This window comes from Salinivibrio kushneri, assembly GCF_005280275.1.
GTDB classification, from domain to species: domain Bacteria; phylum Pseudomonadota; class Gammaproteobacteria; order Enterobacterales; family Vibrionaceae; genus Salinivibrio; species Salinivibrio kushneri.
Genome location: NZ_CP040021.1, coordinates 2,436,659 through 2,457,549, shown reverse-complemented (window position 1 = coordinate 2,457,549; position 20,891 = coordinate 2,436,659). Strand labels below are relative to the sequence as shown.

The 20,891-nt window shown below is 52.0% G+C and carries 14 protein-coding genes; 8 read left to right on the top strand and 6 right to left on the bottom strand.

The window, feature by feature from the left end; genetic code table 11:
• Positions 1-47 precede the first annotated feature (47 nt).
• The 4 genes from FCN78_RS11325 (at position 48) to FCN78_RS11310 (ending at position 5,363) form a co-directional block, all read left to right on the top strand.
• Positions 48-1,856 carry an AMP-dependent synthetase/ligase gene (locus FCN78_RS11325; protein ID WP_077659329.1) on the top strand — a complete coding sequence of 603 codons (1,809 nt, stop codon included), beginning with the start codon at positions 48-50 and terminating at the stop codon, positions 1,854-1,856.
• 416 nt (positions 1,857-2,272) lie between these two features.
• Positions 2,273-3,991 carry an acetolactate synthase 3 large subunit gene (locus FCN78_RS11320; protein WP_069361702.1) on the top strand — a complete coding sequence of 573 codons (1,719 nt, stop codon included), beginning with the start codon at positions 2,273-2,275 and terminating at the stop codon, positions 3,989-3,991.
• Complete coding sequence (gene ilvN / locus FCN78_RS11315; RefSeq protein ID WP_077599747.1) at positions 3,991-4,488, top strand: acetolactate synthase small subunit; 498 nt, start codon at positions 3,991-3,993, stop codon at positions 4,486-4,488. The genes FCN78_RS11320 and ilvN overlap by 1 nt, the downstream gene beginning before the upstream one ends.
• 221 nt (positions 4,489-4,709) lie before the next feature.
• Positions 4,710-5,363 carry a hypothetical protein gene (locus tag FCN78_RS11310; RefSeq protein ID WP_077659286.1) on the top strand — a complete coding sequence of 218 codons (654 nt, stop codon included), beginning with the start codon at positions 4,710-4,712 and terminating at the stop codon, positions 5,361-5,363.
• A gap of 119 nt (positions 5,364-5,482) precedes the next feature.
• On the opposite strand, the gene treC is transcribed toward FCN78_RS11310, so the two are convergent.
• From treC to pykF, 5 genes are all read right to left on the bottom strand, one after another.
• Positions 5,483-7,147, bottom strand: a complete 1,665-nt coding sequence (gene treC / locus FCN78_RS11305) for an alpha,alpha-phosphotrehalase (protein WP_077659285.1) — start codon at positions 7,145-7,147, stop codon at positions 5,483-5,485.
• A gap of 61 nt (positions 7,148-7,208) precedes the next feature.
• Positions 7,209-8,627, bottom strand: coding sequence for a PTS trehalose transporter subunit IIBC (treB, locus tag FCN78_RS11300; RefSeq protein WP_077659284.1), 1,419 nt, complete (start codon positions 8,625-8,627; stop codon positions 7,209-7,211).
• 151 nt (positions 8,628-8,778) lie between these two features.
• Positions 8,779-9,735: a trehalose operon repressor TreR gene (gene treR, locus FCN78_RS11295; protein ID WP_077521690.1), complete on the bottom strand. Its 957-nt coding sequence runs from the start codon at positions 9,733-9,735 to the stop codon at positions 8,779-8,781.
• A gap of 283 nt (positions 9,736-10,018) precedes the next feature.
• Positions 10,019-10,696, bottom strand: a complete 678-nt coding sequence (locus FCN78_RS11290; RefSeq protein ID WP_077659283.1) for a hypothetical protein — start codon at positions 10,694-10,696, stop codon at positions 10,019-10,021.
• A gap of 99 nt (positions 10,697-10,795) precedes the next feature.
• Positions 10,796-12,208 carry a pyruvate kinase PykF gene (pykF, locus tag FCN78_RS11285; protein ID WP_069361707.1) on the bottom strand — a complete coding sequence of 471 codons (1,413 nt, stop codon included), beginning with the start codon at positions 12,206-12,208 and terminating at the stop codon, positions 10,796-10,798.
• Between the two features lie 631 nt (positions 12,209-12,839).
• On the opposite strand from pykF, the gene FCN78_RS11280 reads away from it, so the two are divergent.
• From FCN78_RS11280 to FCN78_RS11265, 4 genes are all read left to right on the top strand, one after another.
• A complete protein-coding gene (locus FCN78_RS11280) occupies positions 12,840-14,231 on the top strand; it encodes a transporter substrate-binding domain-containing diguanylate cyclase (RefSeq protein WP_162274070.1) in 1,392 nt (463 codons plus the stop codon).
• Positions 14,232-14,461: 230 nt separating this feature from the next.
• Positions 14,462-15,154 (top strand): translesion DNA synthesis-associated protein ImuA, encoded by a 693-nt coding sequence (imuA, locus tag FCN78_RS11275; protein ID WP_077659281.1) that lies wholly within the window; start codon positions 14,462-14,464, stop codon positions 15,152-15,154.
• A complete protein-coding gene (locus FCN78_RS11270) occupies positions 15,154-16,557 on the top strand; it encodes a Y-family DNA polymerase (RefSeq protein ID WP_077599750.1) in 1,404 nt (467 codons plus the stop codon). Before imuA ends, FCN78_RS11270 begins: the two co-directional genes overlap by 1 nt.
• A 10-nt stretch (positions 16,558-16,567) precedes the next feature.
• Positions 16,568-19,633, top strand: a complete 3,066-nt coding sequence (locus FCN78_RS11265; RefSeq protein ID WP_077659280.1) for an error-prone DNA polymerase — start codon at positions 16,568-16,570, stop codon at positions 19,631-19,633.
• Here FCN78_RS11265 and FCN78_RS11260 read toward each other — a convergent pair.
• Complete coding sequence (locus FCN78_RS11260; RefSeq protein WP_077659279.1) at positions 19,630-20,880, bottom strand: multifunctional CCA addition/repair protein; 1,251 nt, start codon at positions 20,878-20,880, stop codon at positions 19,630-19,632. The two genes, FCN78_RS11265 and FCN78_RS11260, sit on opposite strands and share 4 nt — an antisense overlap.
• Positions 20,881-20,891: the final 11 nt, after the last annotated feature.

The following is a 20,891-nucleotide window of genomic DNA, read 5'->3' as shown; positions in this document are numbered from 1 at the left end:
CTCGGTACACTCGCTGTCATTATTGAGCGTACATGTGTTCGCCAAAAATGCGAACCAAGAGAGAGACAGTGGACACCCAAAACCATATCGTTACTCGCATCCGCGAGCAGATTCGCGCCCAAGGTGAACGCGAAGCCATTCGTTTTCAGCAACAGTCACAGTGGGCAAGCCTCAGCTGGCGTCAAATGGGCGAGCGAATCGATCAGCTGTCACGCTGTTTGTTAAATGCCGGGTGTGAGATTCAACAAACCATCGCTATCTTTGCGCCGAACAGCGAAAAGTGGGCAATGTTAGATTACGCCGCATTGCAAATTCGCGCCGTACCTGTGCCGATTTACGCCACCAGCACCGCTCAGCAAGCGGCACACATTATCAATGATGCTGACGTGCAATGGGTTTTCGTCGGTGACGAGCAACGAGAGATCGCGGTGGCTGCTCTCGAACACTGTCCTAATGTCAAAGGGGTGATTGCCCTAAGCCAAGAGACGACGGCTCCAACGCACCCCAAGGTGTGGGATTGGGCCAGTTGGTTATTGCAAGACGATCGTGGCTACCAAGCCGAATTAGAGGCGCGCATTGACGCACGATGCATGGACGATCTGACCACCTTGATTTATACCTCCGGCACCACGGGCGATCCGAAAGGAGTGATGCTGGATTATGCCAATATCGCGGCGCAGTTGGAGGTGCATGATCAAGTCTTGGCATTAAGACCGGATGATGTGTCCTTGGCCTTTTTGCCGCTTTCCCATGTGTTTGAGCGCGCATGGAGCTATTACGTGCTTCACCGCGGAGCGGTCAATTGCTACCTCTCCAACCCGCTTCAGGTGCGTGAGGCATTGGCCGAGGTCAAACCGACGGTGATGTGTGCAGTGCCGCGTTTTTACGAAAAAATCCATGGTGCTATTCACGACAAACTCAGTCGGGCCACTGGCGTTAAACCGCATTTATTCCGTTGGGCCCTGCGCCAAGGCGAACGTCATGCTGCGCAATTACGCGCTGGTCAATCACTGTCGCGGCGTCAGCAATGGCAATTGGCGTTGGCCGACAAGCTGGTGCTCAGTAAGTTACGTACGCTATTGGGTGGCAAGATGCGCTTGATGCCATGCGGTGGGGCGCGTCTTGACCCTGACATCGGCGCGTTTTTCCATGCAATCGGCATTAACGTCAAGCTCGGTTATGGCATGACCGAAACCACCGCCACGGTTTCTTGCTGGGACGATACCGGCTTTGACCCCCAATCGATTGGCCATCCGATGCCGGGCGCAGAAGTACGGATTGGGGCGGATAATGAAATTCAAGTGCGTGGGCCGATGGTGATGCGGGGTTACTTTAATCAACCCGATGCGACGGCGGCGACCTTTACCGAGGATGGCTTTTTGAAAACCGGCGATGCGGGGTATCTCGATACCAAGGGCAGCGTGTTTATCACCGACCGAATCAAAGAGCTAATGAAAACCTCTGGTGGTAAGTATATCGCGCCACAACGGGTAGAGGGCGCTTTGGTACGTGATCACTTTATCGACCAGATTGCGGTGGTGGCTGAGGCGCGTCATTTTGTCTCTGCCTTGATTGTACCTTGCTTCGATGCCTTGGAAGAGTGGGCGCGGGCGGCCAATATCGAATATCAAAACCGTAAAGAGCTGCTAAAACACGCTGATGTGGTGGCTTTGTTTGAAAAGCGTTTGCAGAGCTTGCAACATGAATTGGCCAAATTTGAGCAAGTCAAACGCTTTACCTTGTTGCCGCAGGGCTTTTGCATGCACAGTGGCGAACTCACGCCGACTATGAAACTGCGCCGCAAAGTGATCCTTTCACGTTACCAAGATCACATTAATACGATGTATCAGCGTTAGTTTGGTTTACCAAAGCGAGGAAGGTTTCTCATGGCTGAGAATCTTCCTTTTTTCCTGCTATTTTTATGCCTTTTCCCCCTCTTTTCTCCTCATAGCTGGATAGCAAATCTGGCAAAGTGGCGATTTTATAGTGGATATTTCCAATTTTATCCCCCGTGGTTAGCGTAAACCAGCAACATTCACTCAACATTTAGATTAAAAATGTAAATACTGATTAGCTAATAGACAGTTTTGCAAATAAAAAGTTACATTGATTGCAGCTTCATTCGAAGCAGGCCAAATGACAATCTAACGCCGCCTTACCGCCAGTATTTGGTTTAGATGTCCGCGTGGTGAGTGACCATCAGTACATCCAAGCGTAAGGGGCAAGATTAGGCTAAAAGTAAGTCCTAACTATGCAGACAGGGAGGCGTAGAGTGGAAATGTTATCCGGTGCCGAGATGATCGTGCGCTCCATGATCGATCAAGGCGTAAAACATATTTTTGGCTATCCAGGCGGGTCGGTGCTGGATATTTACGACGCATTACACGAAAAGAGTGATATTGACCATGTGTTGGTGCGTCATGAGCAAGCCGCTGTGCATATGGCCGATGGTTACGCACGGGCCACGGGTGAAGTGGGCGTGGTGCTGGTCACCTCAGGCCCAGGGGCAACCAATGCGATTACCGGTATTGCCACCGCGTACATGGACTCGATCCCCATGGTAGTTTTTTCTGGCCAAGTCATGAGCGGCCTGATTGGCAATGATGCCTTCCAAGAATGTGACATGGTGGGGATTTCCCGCCCGGTGGTTAAACACAGCTTTTTAGTTCAACGCGCCGAAGATATTCCCAACATTGTTAAAAAAGCCTTTTATCTTGCCGCGACGGGACGTCCTGGCCCTGTGGTGGTCGATATTCCCAAAGACATGCTGAACCCGGCACAAAAGCATCCATATCAGTACCCTGACAGTGTGCGCATGCGCTCTTACAACCCGACCACCTCGGGACACAAAGGGCAGATAAAGCGTGGTTTAAAAGCGCTGTTGGCGGCGAAAAAGCCGGTGCTGTATGTCGGTGGCGGCGCCATCATGGCCGACTGTGGTGAACAAATCCGTCAATTATCAGAAAGCCTAAACATTCCCGTCGTCAGCACCTTGATGGGGCTGGGGGCGTTTCCCGGCACCCATGAACACTCGCTGGGCATGCTGGGCATGCATGGCACCTACGAAGCGAACATGGCGATGCACCAAGCCGATCTAATTTTTGGTATTGGTGTCCGTTTTGACGATCGCACTACCAATAACTTAGAAAAATACTGCCCCGATGCCACCATCATGCACATTGATGTGGACCCTTCCACCATCTCTAAAACCGTCGCCGCGGATATTCCCATCGTTGGCTCGGCGGATGCGGTATTAAATAGCATGGTCAAGCTGCTGGTGGAGCAAGGTGGCAGCAATGACAGCGATGCGATCAGCACCTGGTGGCACAATATTCAGATTTGGCGTGAGCGTCAGTGTTTGCAGTATGTCGCCGATCCTGAGCGGATTAAACCACAGCAGGTGATTGAAACCTTGTACCGCCTCACTCATGGCGAGGCCTATGTGACCTCAGACGTCGGCCAACATCAAATGTTTGCCGCGCTTTATTATCCTTTTGATAAACCACGCCGTTGGATTAACTCCGGCGGCTTGGGCACTATGGGCTTTGGGCTTCCCGCCGCCATGGGGGTGAAGTTTGCGCTACCGGACGCGCAGGTGGTGTGTGTCACTGGTGATGGCAGTATTCAAATGAATATTCAGGAGCTGTCGACAGCGTTGCAATACGACATTCCGGTAGTGATCGTCAACCTTAACAATCGTTTCCTCGGGATGGTGAAACAATGGCAGGATATGATTTATCAAGGTCGCCACTCACACTCTTATATGGACTCGGTGCCGGACTTTGCGGCGATCACTGAGGCCTATGGTCATGTGGGGATGCGCATTAATCATCCGTCTGAGCTGGAAGCCGGCCTAGAAAAGGCACTGGCAATGAAAGATCGCTTAGTCTTTGTCGATATTAATGTCGATGAAACTGAGCACGTGTATCCGATGCAGGTACGCGGCGGGGCGATGAATGAAATGTGGTTGAGCAAAACGGAGAGAACCTAATGCGCAGTATTGTATCGGTTTTAATGGAAAACGAGCCGGGAGCTTTATCGCGGGTAGTGGGATTATTCTCTCAGCGTGGCTACAACATTGAGTCGCTTACGGTGTCACCGACCGATGACGCGACCTTATCGCGCTTGAATATCACCACCTCGGTGGTGAGCGACGCGGACCGCGAGCAAATCGAAAAGCACCTGCACAAACTGATTGATGTGCTGAAAGTGAGCAATGTCACCGAAAGCGATCACATTGAGCGTGAACTGGCGTTGGTGAAAGTGAAAGCCAGCGGCTTTGCCCGCGCGGAGGTAAAACGCACGGCGGATATTTTCCGCGGGCAGATTGTCGATGTCACGAACTCGCTTTACACCGTGCAGTTGACCGGTGACAGTGACAAACTGGATGCCTTTATTCGCGCGGTGGGTGAAATTACCGACATCATTGAAGTCGCACGCAGTGGTGTGGTGGGCATTGCACGCGGCGAGCGAGCGCTGCGCCAGTAATCAAAGCCACTGGTCGTTGTAATAGAAATGGCATGATATACCATGAAAGCAAGGCAGCCATGATGGTATTGGGTTCGTAGCCACAACCTGATTTCCCTACTACAAGAAAATTTACTCACATGAAGCAAACCACACTTTGAGGCTCCCTAACCGCCAAAGTGTGGTTTGTGTCTTTTCAGGTGTTTAGACTAATAAATAGCCCTTAAGCGTAGGTAAGCATCATGAAAAACACCCCTATTGTCGTATCTGTTCTCGCGTTAGTGTTGGTTGGGATGCTATTTGGACTCAATTTTCAAGTCAGTGAATCCGCGGTCACATTTTTTAATGCTATGGGGACAACTCTATCTGGTATTGGTGCTGCCGCCGCAGCATATATTTCATATTTGTCTATTGGACAATGGAAGGAACAGTCCAAACACTCACTATTGTATGAATACCTAAGCACTATTGAAACATCGTTAAAAATATATGAAAAAGAATTTATTGAGAAAGCAATAACACAGGATGGGCTTCCCGTATCCAAAGCACTAAGAGCTTTCGCTGAGCCAGAGTCTATAATAAGAAATGACTATTTCGACGCCTATCAAAAGGCTTCAGAAATTGCAGACGGGGAAAAGCTAGAAAAACTAGAAAGTCTCGAACTGTATAAATTAAAGAGTAGACTCTTTTATCCTTTTGACAGGTATAACACTGCAGCATGTAAAAGCAAAAGGTTTATAGATAACGCACCAGAAGAACTCCTCAATGAAAAAACATTGGACGAGGTCCCTGAGTTGCATGAATGCTCGGTGACCATGTTTCATAATGTATTGGAAATTCGTGAAGTATTTGATGATGCAATCAAGACAGTGAGAGATATACGTGCTTCTCTCTAATAATCCCGTATAACTTGAATTTATATTCTATCCATATCATTTTTACAATATATCTGTTTTTAGACTGGTAATATGTAATTGAAAAAATGGCACGCCAAGGCGTGCCATTTTTGTGTCGGTTAAGCGGGATTAATCAAATACACCAAGGCTTCATAGGGTGCCAGTTGCATTTCTGGCATTAAGCGCTTGGCTTCGGGGTAATTATGGCTCACCAAGTCTGCGTTCGGGGCAGGGGCGACAGGCAAGGCCGCTGTGACCGGTTCGCCATAAAAGTTACACACTACCACCAGTTGGCTGTCGCCATTGTCGCGACGATACGCGAGTAGCTGTGGGTGGTCAGGCAGCAAGTCCTGATAATCCCCTTCACGGATTACAGGTAAGGTTTTACGTAGGGAAATCAGCTGCTTGTAGTGATAGAACACCGAGTCTTCATCCGCCAAAGCGGTGTCGACATTGACGTCAGCATAGTTAGGCGCAGGCTTTAGCCAGGGTGTGCCTGTGGTAAAACCGGCGTTTGTTGAACTGTCCCACTGCATGGGGGTACGCGAATTGTCGCGTGAGCGTGCAGCCAGAATGGCCAACACTTCCCCTTCAGGCATGCCTTGGTCGCACAGCAGACGGTGCATGTTGCGGCTTTCGACGTCTTGATAGTCATCAATACGCTGATAGCCAGGGTTGGTCATGCCAATTTCTTCCCCTTGATACACGTAAGGCGTGCCTTGCTGCATATGAATCGCGGTGGCGAGCATTTTGGCGGAGGCAACGCGATGGTGGCGATCATCACCAAAGCGGCTGACCACACGCGGTTGGTCGTGGTTACACCAAAACAGGGCGCCCCAACCTTGATTATGCAGGCCATGCTGCCAAGTGCGGAAAAGCTGTTTTAGGGCCAGGAAGTCAAACGGCGCCAGTCGCCACTTCTCGCCGCCCGGATAATCGACTTTTAAGTGGTGGAAGTTAAACACCATGGAGAGCTCTTTGCCATCTGGCGCGGAATATTGCTGACAATGCTCCAAGGTGGTCGAAGACATCTCGCCTACAGTGACGCTGCCGTAACGCTGGAAAATGTCGCGGCTAATTTCTTGCAAGTAGTCGTGAACGCGGGGACCGTCGGTATAAAAGCGGCGACCATCGCCTTGATGATCATCAGGGAACGACTGATCTTTGGAGATCAAATTGATCACATCGAGGCGAAAGCCATCCACGCCTTTTTCGGCCCAAAACGCCATCACCTCTTTGACGGCCTCCCGCACCGCTGGATTTTCCCAGTTAAGATCGGCTTGTTCGGTGGCAAATAAGTGGAGGTAATACTGGCCGGTTGGTTCATGCCATTGCCACGCGCTACCGCCAAATTTTGATTGCCAGTTGTTTGGGGCTCCGCCGTTAACCGGATCTTTCCAGATGTAATAATCGCGATAGGGGCTGTCCTTGCTGGCAAGCGCTGATTGAAACCAAGGATGCTCGGTTGAGGTGTGATTAATCACAATATCCATGATGATGCGGATGTCGCGTTTATGCGCTTCGGCCAGCAGGGTATCGAAGTCGTCCATGGTGCCTAGGCTAGGATCAATCGCGTAATAATCGGCAATGTCGTAGCCGTTATCGACTTGTGGCGATACATAAATGGGGGTTAGCCATAACGCGTCGATGCCCAAGGTCGAAAAGTAGTCCAGCTTTTCGATAATGCCTGGCAGATCACCTGTCCCTGTTTGTGTGGTATCACGGAAGCTCTTTGGATAAATCTGATAAATGGTGGCCGTTTTCCACCAGGGATGTGCGTGCATAATGTCTCTCTTAACGCTAAAAAAAGCGGGGAGCGTTCCCTCCCCGCAGACGGAATGGGAATTAGGCGACCGCCAATTTGCCTTTGCTGGCCTGGCGGCGGTACATAAAGGCGGTGAGTGCGATTGGCACTAAGATGGCGATTAACATCGCGACCACGTAAACACCCCAGAATTGTGGCTGAATAGATAAGATGCCTGGTAGACCCCCGACACCAATACCGTTGGCCATCACACCGGAAAGACCACACACCATCGCCGCTAGCGCCGAGCCAACCATGGCGCAGAGCATCGGGAATTTGTAGCGCAGGTTAATCCCGTACATGGCCGGCTCTGTCACGCCAAGGTAGGCGGAAATCGCCGCGGGCACCGAAATTTCGCGCTCGTTTTCTTTCTTGCTGACCCAAATAATACCGACTACCGCCGAGGCTTGTGCAATGTTGGACAGGGCAATCAGCGGCCAAATAGGTGTGCCGCCCATTTCCTGCATCAGCTGCAAGTCCACCGCGTTGGTGGTGTGGTGAACCCCGGTGATCACCAAAGGTGCATAGAGGAAGCCAAACAGCGCTGCCCCGATAAAGGCGAAATCACCGGTCATCGCCGTGCGAGCCAAGAAGGCGACACCGTTGCCGATTTCACGCCCAAATGGACCAATCAGGGTATGCGCCAAGATCACGGAAGTCAGCAGCGCAACAAACGGCACCACCACAAGATAGAGGTAATCTGGAATAATCCGTTTTAACTGGGTTTCAATAAATGCCAGCGCCATACCGGCAAACATCGCCGGGATCACCTGTGCTTGATAGCCGACTTTTTCAATTGAGAACCAGCCAAAGTCCCACACTTCAGGCATTTCTTTACCGATAAGGTACGCGTTCATCAATTGGGGGGATACCAGGGTAATACCCAGAACAATACCCAAAATGGGGGTGCCGCCCATTTTTCTCACCGTCGCCCAACACACACCGACAGGGAGGAAGTGGAAGATAGCTTCACCAAGCAGCCACAAAAAGCCGTGAGCAGTGGCCCAAAACTCGCTGATCTCGGTCAGAGTTTTGCCATCGAACATGCGGATATCGCCGATCACATTACGGAAGCCAAGGATCAGACCACCGGTGATAATCGCGGGCAAAAGGGGCACAAAGATTTCCGCGAGGTGTGAGATAGCACGCTCAGTTAGGCTCATATTTTGGCGCGCGGCTTGTTTGGCCTCATCTTTTGACTGGCCTTCCACGCCGGTTTGCGCTTCCAATAGGGCATACACTTGATCGACATTGGTGCCGATCACGACTTGAAATTGGCCGGCACTGGTAAAGCAGCCTTTGACCATGGGGATCGCTTCAATCGCGGCCACGTCCGCTTTTTCTGGATCATTTAGTACGAAACGTAAACGCGTGAGGCAGTGGCTAACGGTTGCGATGTTATCTTTGCCGCCAATATGAGTGACCAATTGGTCGATGGCTTTTTTATCTATCTGGCTCATAAGCAATCCTGTATTGCTGTAGGGTATTCATTGGTAACGTTCCCACTCATTATGGATCCTACTATCGAATTTATCAGTGGAATCGTTCCCATTATTTGAAAACCATCACAGAGAAATCTGTAACTGCCTGATTATTGGTGTGAGCCGCCGCTTAGGGAGTGACGAGGTGGCAAGGTTGTGTCCAGTGGCTAACCACGGGAGCGTCGTCATCCAGCTGCTTGAGCAGCAAGTCGGCCGCATGTTGCCCTGCTTGATGGTAACCTAGCTCCACACTCACGGCGCGCGGGAACATGAAACGAAGCATGTCATGGTTACCGATGCCACCAATGGCGATATCTTCACGGTTTAGGGTTTGTAGCCGTTTGGCAACCCCTAGCGCCAGGGTGTCTGACGCACAAACAATTGCATCAGTATGCGAGTTCATGAGGGCATCGGTGGCGTCATAGGCGGCGTGTAAGCGCATTTCACAGCGATGTAATTGTGGTGAGAGTTGGTGGCGTTGGCAAAAACGCTGATAGGCATCAGAGCGGGCAAGGCCGGTGGTTTCATCGCGCTCATCAATCCCCAAGAAGGCAATATGACGACATCCTTGATGATAAAAATGGTCCATCACTTGTGTGACTGCGCCTTGGTTGTCATAGCTGACGCTAATGTATTGATCACTATCAACGGCCAGAACGACACAGTTGGGAGCGAAAGGCGCGAGCGCGTTGAGATCACAGCCAGAAAAACCAAAAAAGATAATCCCATCAACATTACGGCGTTTTAGCACATCCAGATGCGCTTGGGCTTTTTGTTGTGAGAACTGACTTTCCATAATGGCGGCGTCATAGCCTTTGGCATACAAGGTATTGAGCAGGCCCGTCAACGCGGTGTTTTCAGAATTAGAGCTGAGCTTTGCCACAATCACACCCACGACGCCACTGCGTTGTGCGCGCATCGCACGTGCAGATTTGGAGGGCATAAAGCCGTGTTGGTCAATCACGGCTTGTATTTTCTCGCGCGTACTGTCTTTGACCCGTGGATCATCGTTTAACACACGAGATACGGTCGATTTTCCCACCCCGGCTAAGCGGGCGATATCCAAAATCGTCAATGCTTTTGTCATCTTGTTCTCTGTCGTCACACTAAATCAGCAGCTTAGTCGCCGCCTGTTGGAGTGTGATGATAACAGGCGAGATTGGCGCTTGCGATTTATTGATTAATTTGTAAACTAATGCCTGATTTTTGAACAGACATCCCGCTTTAGACTGAAATGATGATGAGTCACCCTTTACTACAAACAATCAATAAGTGCTTAGTACGTCTCACCACCTTGACGTTGGCAGTGATGGCCGTCAAGTTTAGTGCCATCTATTTGGTACCGTTAGCGGTCTTGATAAAAACCCACTTCAAAGAAATTGTCCACTGGTAAAGGTGCTGAGCCTTTCTCCGACCGCAGTATTAAGCCCCAGCCAGTAGTGTTGATAAGCGTGACTATGAGCCTGCGGTCGCGCAGAGACGAGCCCGCGCAATACTGGCATTAAGCGCTGCCAACTGGATGCGAATTCAAAGCCGATATCGGGATGCGTGAGGTAGCGTAAATGCTGGGCGACAAGCGGCTGTATCGCGTCTGCAAGATACGGATTGATGCCGGCAAAGAGCGTGTAATGAAGCTGCTGATGCCAATGCGCTAAGGCAGCGAGGTCACGATAATCCTTGGCAGGCAGATGCTGTAGGCCGTGCAGTAAGCCCAGTAGGGTCAATGAGGTCGGCTCATCCAACCGAGGCGGCAGCCTATCCATGAAAGCGCCAACCATCGCCTGTATGCCAGCCGCGAGAGATTGCCAGTCTGGCTGACTTAAGGGCATTAACTGGTATCCAAGGTGGGGTTGGTAGCTGATGCGTCCGGCCATGGCGAGTAAATGTAAGCCATCACGCGCCGTTGCTGTGGTTAAATCAAGATGCTCGCACAAGGTGGCGACGGTGAGTGAATAATGGCCATGCGCATTCGGTGTCACTGTGAGCTGGCGGGTTAATATAGCTCCCCAAATATGTGCCATGGCTTCTTGTGCTTTGGTTGGTTTCATTGCGCTTCCTGCTGTCCCTTTTTTATCATGCCACTAAACGGGGGATAAAAAAACGCCCCGACAATGTCGAGGCGCAGGTGTTGCTTATCGGTGCTTAAATTACAGCACGTGCACAGAGGCTGTGTTAGTCGTACCAGATGGCACGAGCGCACCTGACACCATGACGACGATATCGCCTTTGTTCGCTAAGCCTGACTCTAGCGCGATGGTTTTACCACGACGGTAGAACTCATCGGTGCTATCGATGCTTTCGATCATCACTGGTGTCACCCCTTTAGTCAGACACAGATGAGCGGCTGTTTTCGGGTTCGTGGTGACCGCGACAATGTTGGCGGTTGGGAAGTATTTACGCACTGAGCGCGCTGACTTACCCGCTTCAGTCGCCACCACAATTAACGGGGCACTGAGTTTTTGAGAGGTATCAACCGCGCCTTTACAGACCGCTTCGGTGATACGCAGACGATCGCTATCAAGGCGAGAGCCGAGGGCTGGAGACATTTGACGGTCTGTGCGCTCACAGATTTGTGCCATGATGCTCACCGCTTCTAATGGATATTTCCCTTTTGCCGATTCACCTGACAGCATCACTGCATCCGTGCCATCCATGATGGCATTGGCCACGTCACCGGCTTCTGCGCGGGTTGGGCGTGGGTTTTTGATCATTGAATCCAGCATTTGTGTTGCTGTGATAACCATCTTGCGTGCACGGTTACACTTTTCGATCATCATCTTCTGGGCGAAGATCACTTCTTCAACGGGGATCTCTACCCCTAGGTCACCACGAGCAACCATGATGCCGTCAGACGCTTCCAAGATAGCGTCAAAGTTGTCGACACCTTCTTGGTTCTCAATTTTAGAGATGATCTTGATGTCGCTACCGCCGTTTTGCGCCAATAGCTCGCGGATTTCTTCTACGTCTTCTTTCTTACGAATAAATGAGGCAGCAACAAAGTCAACGCCTTGCTCGCAACCAAACTTCAGGTCCGATTTATCTTTTTCAGCCAGCGCTGGCAGGCTGACAGAAACGCCTGGCAGGTTAACGCCTTTGTTTTCACCCAGCTCACCGTTGTTGAGTACTTTACAAACCACTTCTTTTTCAGTCGTTTCTAGTACTTCCATCTCAAGCAGGCCATCATCAACCAGTACTGTATCACCCGCTTTTAAATCTTGCGGCAGACCGGCATAGGTCACGGCAACGCGCTCCTTATTGCCCACAACAGAGGTATCTGTGGTGAAGGTAAAGGTTTGACCGGCTTTTAGTAGCACATCATCGCCACCTTCCAGTTTTACCGTACGGATCTCAGGACCTTTGGTATCCAGCAAGATAGCGGCTTGTTTGCCAGTTTGCTTCATCACATTACGCAAGTTGGCGATACGCGTACCATGCTCTTGGTAATCGCCGTGTGAGAAGTTAAGGCGCATGACGTTCATGCCAGCTTCAACAAGCTGAGTAAGCATCTCTTCAGATTCGGTTTTTGGGCCAATCGTACATACGATTTTGGTCTTTTTCATCGACACATTTCTCCGGTCAAAAATTGAAACATAAGCCTGATGCTTTCTCACAACACACCAAAAGTGTAATTTTACCACGCACTTTTACGACTTAAGTGGCTGTGAAAGCGAATTTTTTGCATTTTTCAATGACGTTACCGCAGCCAGGGTGGCTGTGGTGACGTCACTGTTTATCGAACGTGAGTATAGATTGTCTGCCGAGATCTGTGTTGATCACGGGCAATAAAGGCTTCATTGACAATAAAGCACTCAATAGTGCACCTGCCTCATGAGTCTTCCCTCCCTTTGGGGCGTGTAAATTTACCACAGCTGATGATTTAAATCATTACAACCTGGTGACAGCGCACCAGCGAATCAAGATATTTTTATCATGATTACGCTATCTGTTGATGTTGCTATCTTTACCATACGACGTATTCCGTTTTGCTGCTTTTATCAGCCATTAGTGGCCATTTGCACGCTTTATGATGTGATCTAGCTTCCAATTTGAACTGGATCATGCTTTTTTATTAAGTCTTTTGCGTTCCCTTAGAATTTATCTACCATCAAGACTCTTTGAATGGACTGCCTAATAATGTTTGCGCGCACTTTTCGACTTTTGACAGGGATGCTGCTTCTAGCCTGCACGTATATGAGTACGTTTGCATGGGCTGACGACGCCTATCTGTCAGAAGAAAAAGACATTTTAGTTATTGCGCACTCATCTGAATGGAAACCCTACAGCTACATACCTGGCAACGGGCAACCCAAAGGGTTATTGATTGACTTTTGGCAGGCCTACGCGAAATACAATCACACATCGATTCAGTTTATGTTGGCCGACTGGTCGGATTCTCTGGCCTATATGAAAGAAGGCGGTGATCGCATTCATGCGGGGCTACTCAAGTCCGCCGAACGTGAAGCCTATTTAGACTATGTGGCCCCCATTTTTAATACTAATGGCTCACTCTATGTAAAAAATCAGTCGGGGCAAGTCAGTAAGGATCCTTTAGCCGCAGGCAAAGTGGTGGGCGTGGTTGATGGCAGTTACGAATCTTGGTTTTTGGCCGAGCACTATCCTGATGTGGAGCAAAAACGCTTTCGGCGGAATGAAACGCTATTTAGTGCCGCGCTCGATGGCGAAATCAGTGCGCTTGTTGCCGATACCCAAACGGCAAACTTTTACTTTTTGACCCAAGGTAAACCGCTTGCGTTTGTCGCAGAGCAAATCCTTTACACACGCCCGATTTATGCGGCGGTGCCCAAAGGCAATCAAGCGCTACTAAAAGAGGTACGCGAAGGCATAGATAATATCCCTGCGGCAGAGCTGTTACGCATCAAGCAAAAGTGGGTCAATACCGAGCGCGTCGAGGCTTACCCAGCTTGGCTTATTCCTAGCATTGTACTGGTGATGCTGTTAGGCGCGGTGACCTATATCTTTATTCTTAAACGTATGGTGTATAAACGCACGGTCGCATTGCGCCGGGCTAACGCTCGTTTGCGAGAGTTCGCCAATACCGATCCTTTGACACAGCTGTTAAATCGCCGTGGACTTGAAACCTATTTTACCCGTTTAAAACCTAAGCTGAGCCGTCAACAGGAAATGGGGTTGATTTTGATTGATCTTGACCATTTCAAGCAGGTCAACGATACCTACGGGCATATGCAAGGCGATAAAGTGCTGGTACACTTGGCAAGTTACCTGAAGCGGTTTGTTAAAAAAGGGGCAGCGGCGCGTTTAGGTGGGGAAGAGTTTTGTATCTTATGTCCTACCCAAGATTTAGATGCTTTAATTGAAATGGCCAATCACATTCGCTGTGATATTGCGGAGACGGTGTTTGAATTTGGCGGCGCGGATATTCGTGTCACCGTGAGTATCGGCGCGATTGTTTCTAGCGATGTGGTGGAGGAGATAAAGCAACTAGAGTTAGATGCGTTGATCCATGCCGCTGATCTTCTCATGTATCGCGCGAAAGACCGTGGTCGTAACCAAGTGATGCTCGCTTCTTCGCAATCCGTTAATACCCCCATCGTCGAAATATAATACCGTTTACTGTCGGGTAAAGTGGGTAATACTTTACGCTGGGGAAAGCGCCTACTTATTTCCTAGCCGCAATGGCTAATGATTGCGCGCCATCCGTCCCGAAGCTGCTGCGGTGTCACGCATGTCTTTTTCTCTTTGATGTACCATCCTCCTCTTTTCTGCTTTTTTTGTTTTCTTTCCTTGCAGCGTTTTTATCAGTAAATATACTGTATATATATACAGGTATTTTGATGATGAAAACACTCGACCAATTAGCTCAGCAACACGGCCTATGGCGTGCTAGTCAGCGGCCGTTAATGGCGGAATTACCCGATAAAAAAGCGACCGGTTACACTGCCTTTGATCAGCGCCTCGGCGGCCTCCCGTCTCCAGGGGTGACGGATATTATCAGTGATTATGGCGTCGGTGAGTTGCGGCTGGTGTTACCCGCGTTGTATCACGCTAGCGGTCAGCAGGTGGCGTGGATCCGCCCACCGGTTGGACTCAACGCAGCGATGCTACATCAGCAAGGCTACTCCACAGACAACACCTTGTTGGTGTCCCCCAAAAGCGATCAAGATGCGCTGTGGGCGGCAGAGCAAGCGGCGCGCAGTGGCGCGTGTCAGGCGGTAGTGTTATGGCCATCTTCGCTCACGGTGGGGCAAGTGAAGCGCCTAAAACTGGCGGCCGAACATGGTCAATGTGCGGTGGTGCTGTTGCGCCGCCAGCAGACGTATTCATTGACCTTGCCAGTCGATTTAAGCGTGGCGCTGGCGCCTTCTGCATGTGGCGTGACGGTTACGGTGCGTTATTGTCGCGGCCAATGGCCGCCGGCCCCGTTTACCCTCGATTGGCGCGAGCAATGGCCCGCGTTGGTGACCTGGCCGAGCAATGCTGAGAATTTGCTTGCCTTTCCCTCACGGCAACAGCGGGAGCAAGCGTGATGTCATTGTGGCTGTATCTGCATTGCCCAAGCTTGCTGTTAGATAGTCTTTATGCGCCGTCATCGGCGCAAGCGGTGGGGCTGGTTAGCGAGCAAGAAGGCCGTTTAGTGCAGCTCTCTGTGGCGGCGAACACGCACGGCCTGAATATCGGTATGGGATTAGGGGCCGCAGCGCTTATGTGTCATCAGCTCGCGGTCTATCCTTATTGCGCGGTGAAAGAGCAGTCTGCGCTTGAGCAGCTTGCCGCACAGCTTTATCCGTTGGTCGCGGAAATCAGCCTTAATCCCCCTAACGGTTTATGGCTACACGTGTCACCGATGTTGGCACTATATCAAGGGTTTACCCCGCTATGGCAGGCGGTGACTCAAACGCTGGTTGAAAGTGGTATCCGTTATCAGGCTGGGGTGGGCCAAACGCCGCGTGCCGCCGAGCTGATGGCGTATGGCCACGCGGGCAAGATCAGCACCGACCCCGAACATTTGCAGGCAGCGTTGCAGCAATTGCCGTTGGCTGCAGCCCCTTTACCGGAGACGGTGAAAACCCAGTTTACGCGTCTGGGCCTCTCTCAGTTAGGTGAGCTTATCGCCTTGCCCACCGCTTCGCTCACGCGACGTTTTCCCCGCTCGGTGGTGGATTATCTTGCCGAAGTGCGTGGTGATAAGCCGACGCCGCTGAATTATTTTCAGCCACCGCTGCAATTTTTTCAGCAACGGGTTTTATTGTTTGAGCTTAGTGAGCAAGCCCATTTATTGCCCATTATCGAGAACCTCGTCTCGGCACTGTGCCGCTTTCTTGAGCAGCGTAGTGCCTGCACGCCTGCGCTGACGTTGGGCTTTAGCTTGCGTGATGGATGTGAAGAAACCCTGCCGGTAATGGCTGCGCATGGCGAGAAAGCTCTCGAGCGCTGGATGGCGTTGGTGCGTTTACGGCTGGCGTCATGGCAAGTGAGCCAGCCGGTGACTGCGGTCAGTGTGGCGGCTTCGCAAATCGATTGTCACCAGCCCGGACAAACCGATCTTTTTAGCGCCCAGCAAGGTGAGCAAAATCGCGATGAGTTGGTCGCGACTCTGGCGGCTCGATTAGGGGAGGAGGCGGTTATGCGGTTAGCGTATGTGAATCATCACCGTCCTGAGGCGGCCAGCCAACATGTCCCTCATCACCATCGCGCCACACCGACGGCCTCGGCCCCCACGCGTCCACGCCCAAGCTTACTACTGCCGCAACCCACGCCACTGGTTGGCAAGGTCACCTTACGCGAGGGGCCAGAGCGGATTGTCTCCGGCTGGTGGGAAGGTATGCCTATCCAGCGCGATTACTTTATTGCCCAAAACGTCCAGCAACAATGGCTGTGGGTATTCCGCACGCCAGAGCAAACTTGGTTTTTACACGGTTGGTTTAGTTAGGGGTGAAGCGATGAGTACGTATGCCGAGCTGGTATGTTGCAGCAACTTTTCCTTTCTTGAGGGCGCCTCACACCCAGAAGAGCTGGTGGCACAAGCGGCAACATTGGGCTATCAAGCGCTTGCGATCACCGATGAATGCTCGGTCGCAGGGGTGGTGCGAGCGTATCAAGCTCAGCGTGATTATCCGCAGCTTTCGCTGATCATTGGCAGTCGCTTTCGCCTGCACGCGTTAGATATTGTTCTACTGTGTCCCACCCAAGCGGCTTATCAAGAGCTGTGTCGGATTATCACCAATGCGCGGCGGCGCAGTCACAAAGGCGATTACCAGCTGAGCGAATGGGATCTGATGTCGGTGCGTCATGGCTTGGTGCTATGGCTCCCCAGTGGCGCAGAGAGTGATCATCACTGGGCGACGTGGCTGCTGCGTTATCATGCTGAACGCTTGTATCTGGCGGTGCGGCGCGATCTAGCGGATAACGACCATCCGTATCTGGCGCACTGTCGCATGTTGGCAAGCCAGTATGAGCTTCGTGTGACCGCGTGTGGTGATGTGCTGATGCATCATCCTGAGCGACTGGCGTTACATCATACCTTAACCGCGATTCGGCATCGTCAGCCGGTGGCGGCGTTGGGGCGGACGTTATTGCCCAATGCAGAGCGCGCCTTACGCCCGTTACCCAAATTACACGCTTTGTTTCCCCCCGAGTGGCTGGCGGAAAGTGCCAAGATTGCCGCTCAGTGTCAGTTTTCCTTAGCAAGACTCAAATACAGCTATCCCAAAGAAGTGGTGCCAACCGGTGAGCCTGCGATGGCCTATCTGCGTGAGGCGGTCAAGCAAGGGGCACAGCAACGCTTCCCAAAGGGCGTGCCCCATGACGTGGGAGCTACCATTGAAAAAGAGCTCGCGCTTATCGAGGCAATGGATTACCCGTATTACTTTTTGACCATTTACGATCTGGTGCGCTTTGCCCAATCGCGTGGGATCTTATACCAAGGGCGCGGCTCGGCGGCGAACTCGGTGGTGTGTTATTGCTTAGGGATCACTGCGGTGGATCCGTGCAAAGTCGATGTGCTGTTTGAGCGCTTTATTAGCAAAGAGCGCGACGAGCCGCCGGATATTGATGTGGACTTTGAGCACCAGCGCCGAGAAGAAGTGATCCAGTATTTGTACCAAAAATATGGCCGTGAGCGGACCGCCTTAGCGGCAACCGTGATCCGTTATCGGCTTAAAAGCGCATTGCGCGATGTGGGCAAAGCGTTGGCGATCCCCGCCAGCCAGATTGATTTTTTTATTCAAAACCTTAACCGGCGCGATAAAACCCAGCCTTGGGGGCAGCAACTTCAGCAGTTGGGCCTCGATCCTAAAAGCACGAAAAGCCAGCAATGGCTGTCGCTTACCCAGACGTTGATCGGCTTTCCACGCCATCTTTCTCAGCATGTCGGCGGCTTTGTGATTGCGGATGGGCCTTTGTATGAGTTGGTGCCGGTGGAAAATGCGGCGATGGCAGAGCGGACGGTGATCCAGTGGGATAAAGACGATCTGGAAACGCTGCATCTGATGAAAGTCGACGTACTGGCGCTAGGGATGCTCACCGCGATTCGCCGTACCTTTGATTTGATTGCCCAAACCGGTGGTCCTCGCTTGAGTTTGGCGGCGATCACCCAACAAGGCGACGATCCGGCGGTGTTTGCCCGCATTCAGCACGCCGATACCGTGGGGGTATTTCAAATTGAGTCACGGGCACAAATGAGTATGCTGCCGCGGCTCAAACCGGCTTGTTATTACGATTTGGTGATCCAAATTGCCATTGTCCGCCCCGGTCCGATTCAAGGTGACATGGTACATCCGTATCTAAAGCGCCGCGACGGGGAAGAAGCGGTGAGCTACCCGTCCAAAGCGGTTGAGCAAGTGCTGGCGCGTACGCTTGGGGTGCCCATTTTTCAAGAGCAGGTGATCAAGCTGGCAATGGTGGCGGCCGGTTTTTCCGGTGGTGAAGCGGATCAGCTGCGTCGCGCGATGGCGGCCTGGAAGAAAAAGGGCGGACTGGGGCCGTTTCGCGACAAATTGATTGCCGGGATGACTGCGCGAGGCTATCGCGCCGACTTTGCCGAGCAGCTTTATCGGCAAATCTGCGGGTTTGGTGATTATGGATTCCCAGAGAGCCACTCGGCGTCGTTTGCGGTCTTGGCCTATATATCGGCATGGCTGAAGCATTATTATCCCGCCGCGTTTTATACCGCTTTGCTTAATAGCCAGCCGATGGGGTTTTACTCACCATCACAACTGATGCAAGACGCCACGCGCCATCAGGTGTCTGTGTTGCCGGTTTGTGTGCAGCACTCGGGGGCGGATCATTGCTTAGAAAAGGTCGGCGATCAGTGGGGCGTGCGGCTGGGGTTGCGATTAGTCAAAGGATTGAGCGTGGCAGCGATAGACCGGTTGCTGGCGCATCGCCCAGAGTCGGGGTTTGCGTCTTTGTCGGCACTGCAAGAAATTAACCTTGACCGCGATGCCTATCAAGCCCTAGCCAGTAGTGGCGCATTGGCGGCGCTGGCTGGCAATCGCTATCAGGCGCGCTGGGCACTGATGGATCAGCAGCGGCAACTGCCGCTACTGGCTGCCAGTGATGATGCCGTCGAGCTACCTCACTCGCCTTCCCAGTGGCAGAACGTGATTGAAGATTATGCGGCCATGGGACTGTCGCTCACCGATCATCCTATTCGTTTGATGGCGCAAGCCGGCACGCTGGGGCGTTTTACCCGCAGTGTTGAGTTATCTCAGTGTGCGCCGCAAAGTTGGGTCGCGGTAGCGGGGGTGGTGACGGGAAAGCAATCCCCCGGTACGGCCAGTGGCGTAATCTTTGTCACCTTGGAAGACGATACGGGCAATATCAATGTGGTGGTCTGGGCGGGGACGGCACGGGCGCAATCCCGTGCTTTTATGCAAGCCAAGGTGTTGAAAGTGCATGGCATTGTCGAGCGCCAGGGCGAAGTGGTGCATGTGATTGCCGGTAAGTTGATTGATCTGACCCCGACGCTCACTACCTTGTCGGTCGCTGCGCGTGAATTTCGTTAACGCGACGCGCTGACCGCGTCGGGATAGACGGGTGCCGGACACGCAGCCACCGCTTGAATACGTTGGCGATGCAGCTCATCACGAATCGCCGCGCCTTTAAAGCCTGCGTCGACAATGGGTTTAACCTCCACCTGTTGCGCGCAAGCAAAGCGCTCGCGTAAAGCATCGGCTTGTGGATAGTGATAGTTTTCACGTCCCTTGCGGCCACGCACATCGGCTAAACACGCCAAGGCCAATTGCTCGATCCGCTCGGGTTTGCGCCACGCGTCGATTTGATTAAACAGCGCCACCCAATGCTCAGGACTGAGTTGATCGCACTTGTGAATTTTGGAGTGGTGGGCACTGACTACCAAAGCCAAATCTCGATAGCTGTTGGGGATACGTAGTCGCTCGCACAGATCTTTAATCACGGGTAGCCCGCGATCGCCGTGGCCGCGATGGCCGGGCAAAATAGAGGCTGGGGTGAGGGCCTTACCGAGATCATGGACTTGTGCTGCAAAGCGGATGCCTTTGTCATCGGTCAATGAGGCGGCATAACGACTGACCATTTCCGTGTGGATGCCGGTGTCGATTTCAGGGTGCCAGTTGGCTGGGTTCGGCACGCCGTACAAGGCGTCGATTTCTGGAAGCACCACCGCTAGGGCACCGCAATCGCGCAGCACAGCAAGAAACACATCGGGACAATCACTGCCGAGCGCTTTCTCCCACTCCCGCCAAACTCGCTCTGGGGTGAGGTGGGCAAGTTCGCCGTTGGCGACCATCGTTTTCATCAGCGCCAATGTATCGTCGGCAAGGGTAAAGCCGAGAGGCGCAAAACGGGCGGCAAATCGTGCCACACGTAGCACGCGCAATGGATCTTCGCTAAAGGCGGGCGAGACATGACGTAACATCCGGTTGTGCAAATCTTGCTGACCGCCATAAGGGTCAATCAAGCTGCCATCTTCATCTTGGGCAATGGCGTTTATAGTGAGATCACGCCGCTGAAGGTCTGCTTCCAGAGAAATATCTGGCGAGAAGTCGCAAACAAACCCCGTGTAGCCTTGGCCAGACTTACGCTCGGTACGGGCGAGGGCAAACTCTTCGTGTGTAGTCGGGTGTAAAAAAACTGGGAAGTCTTGGCCGACTTGCTGGTAGCCGGCCGCTTGCATTTGTTTGACGGTGGCACCGACGACCACCCAATCTTTATCTGTGACCGGCAAGCCTAATAGCGCATCACGTACAGCACCGCCGACAAGATAATGTTTCACACCAGACTCCT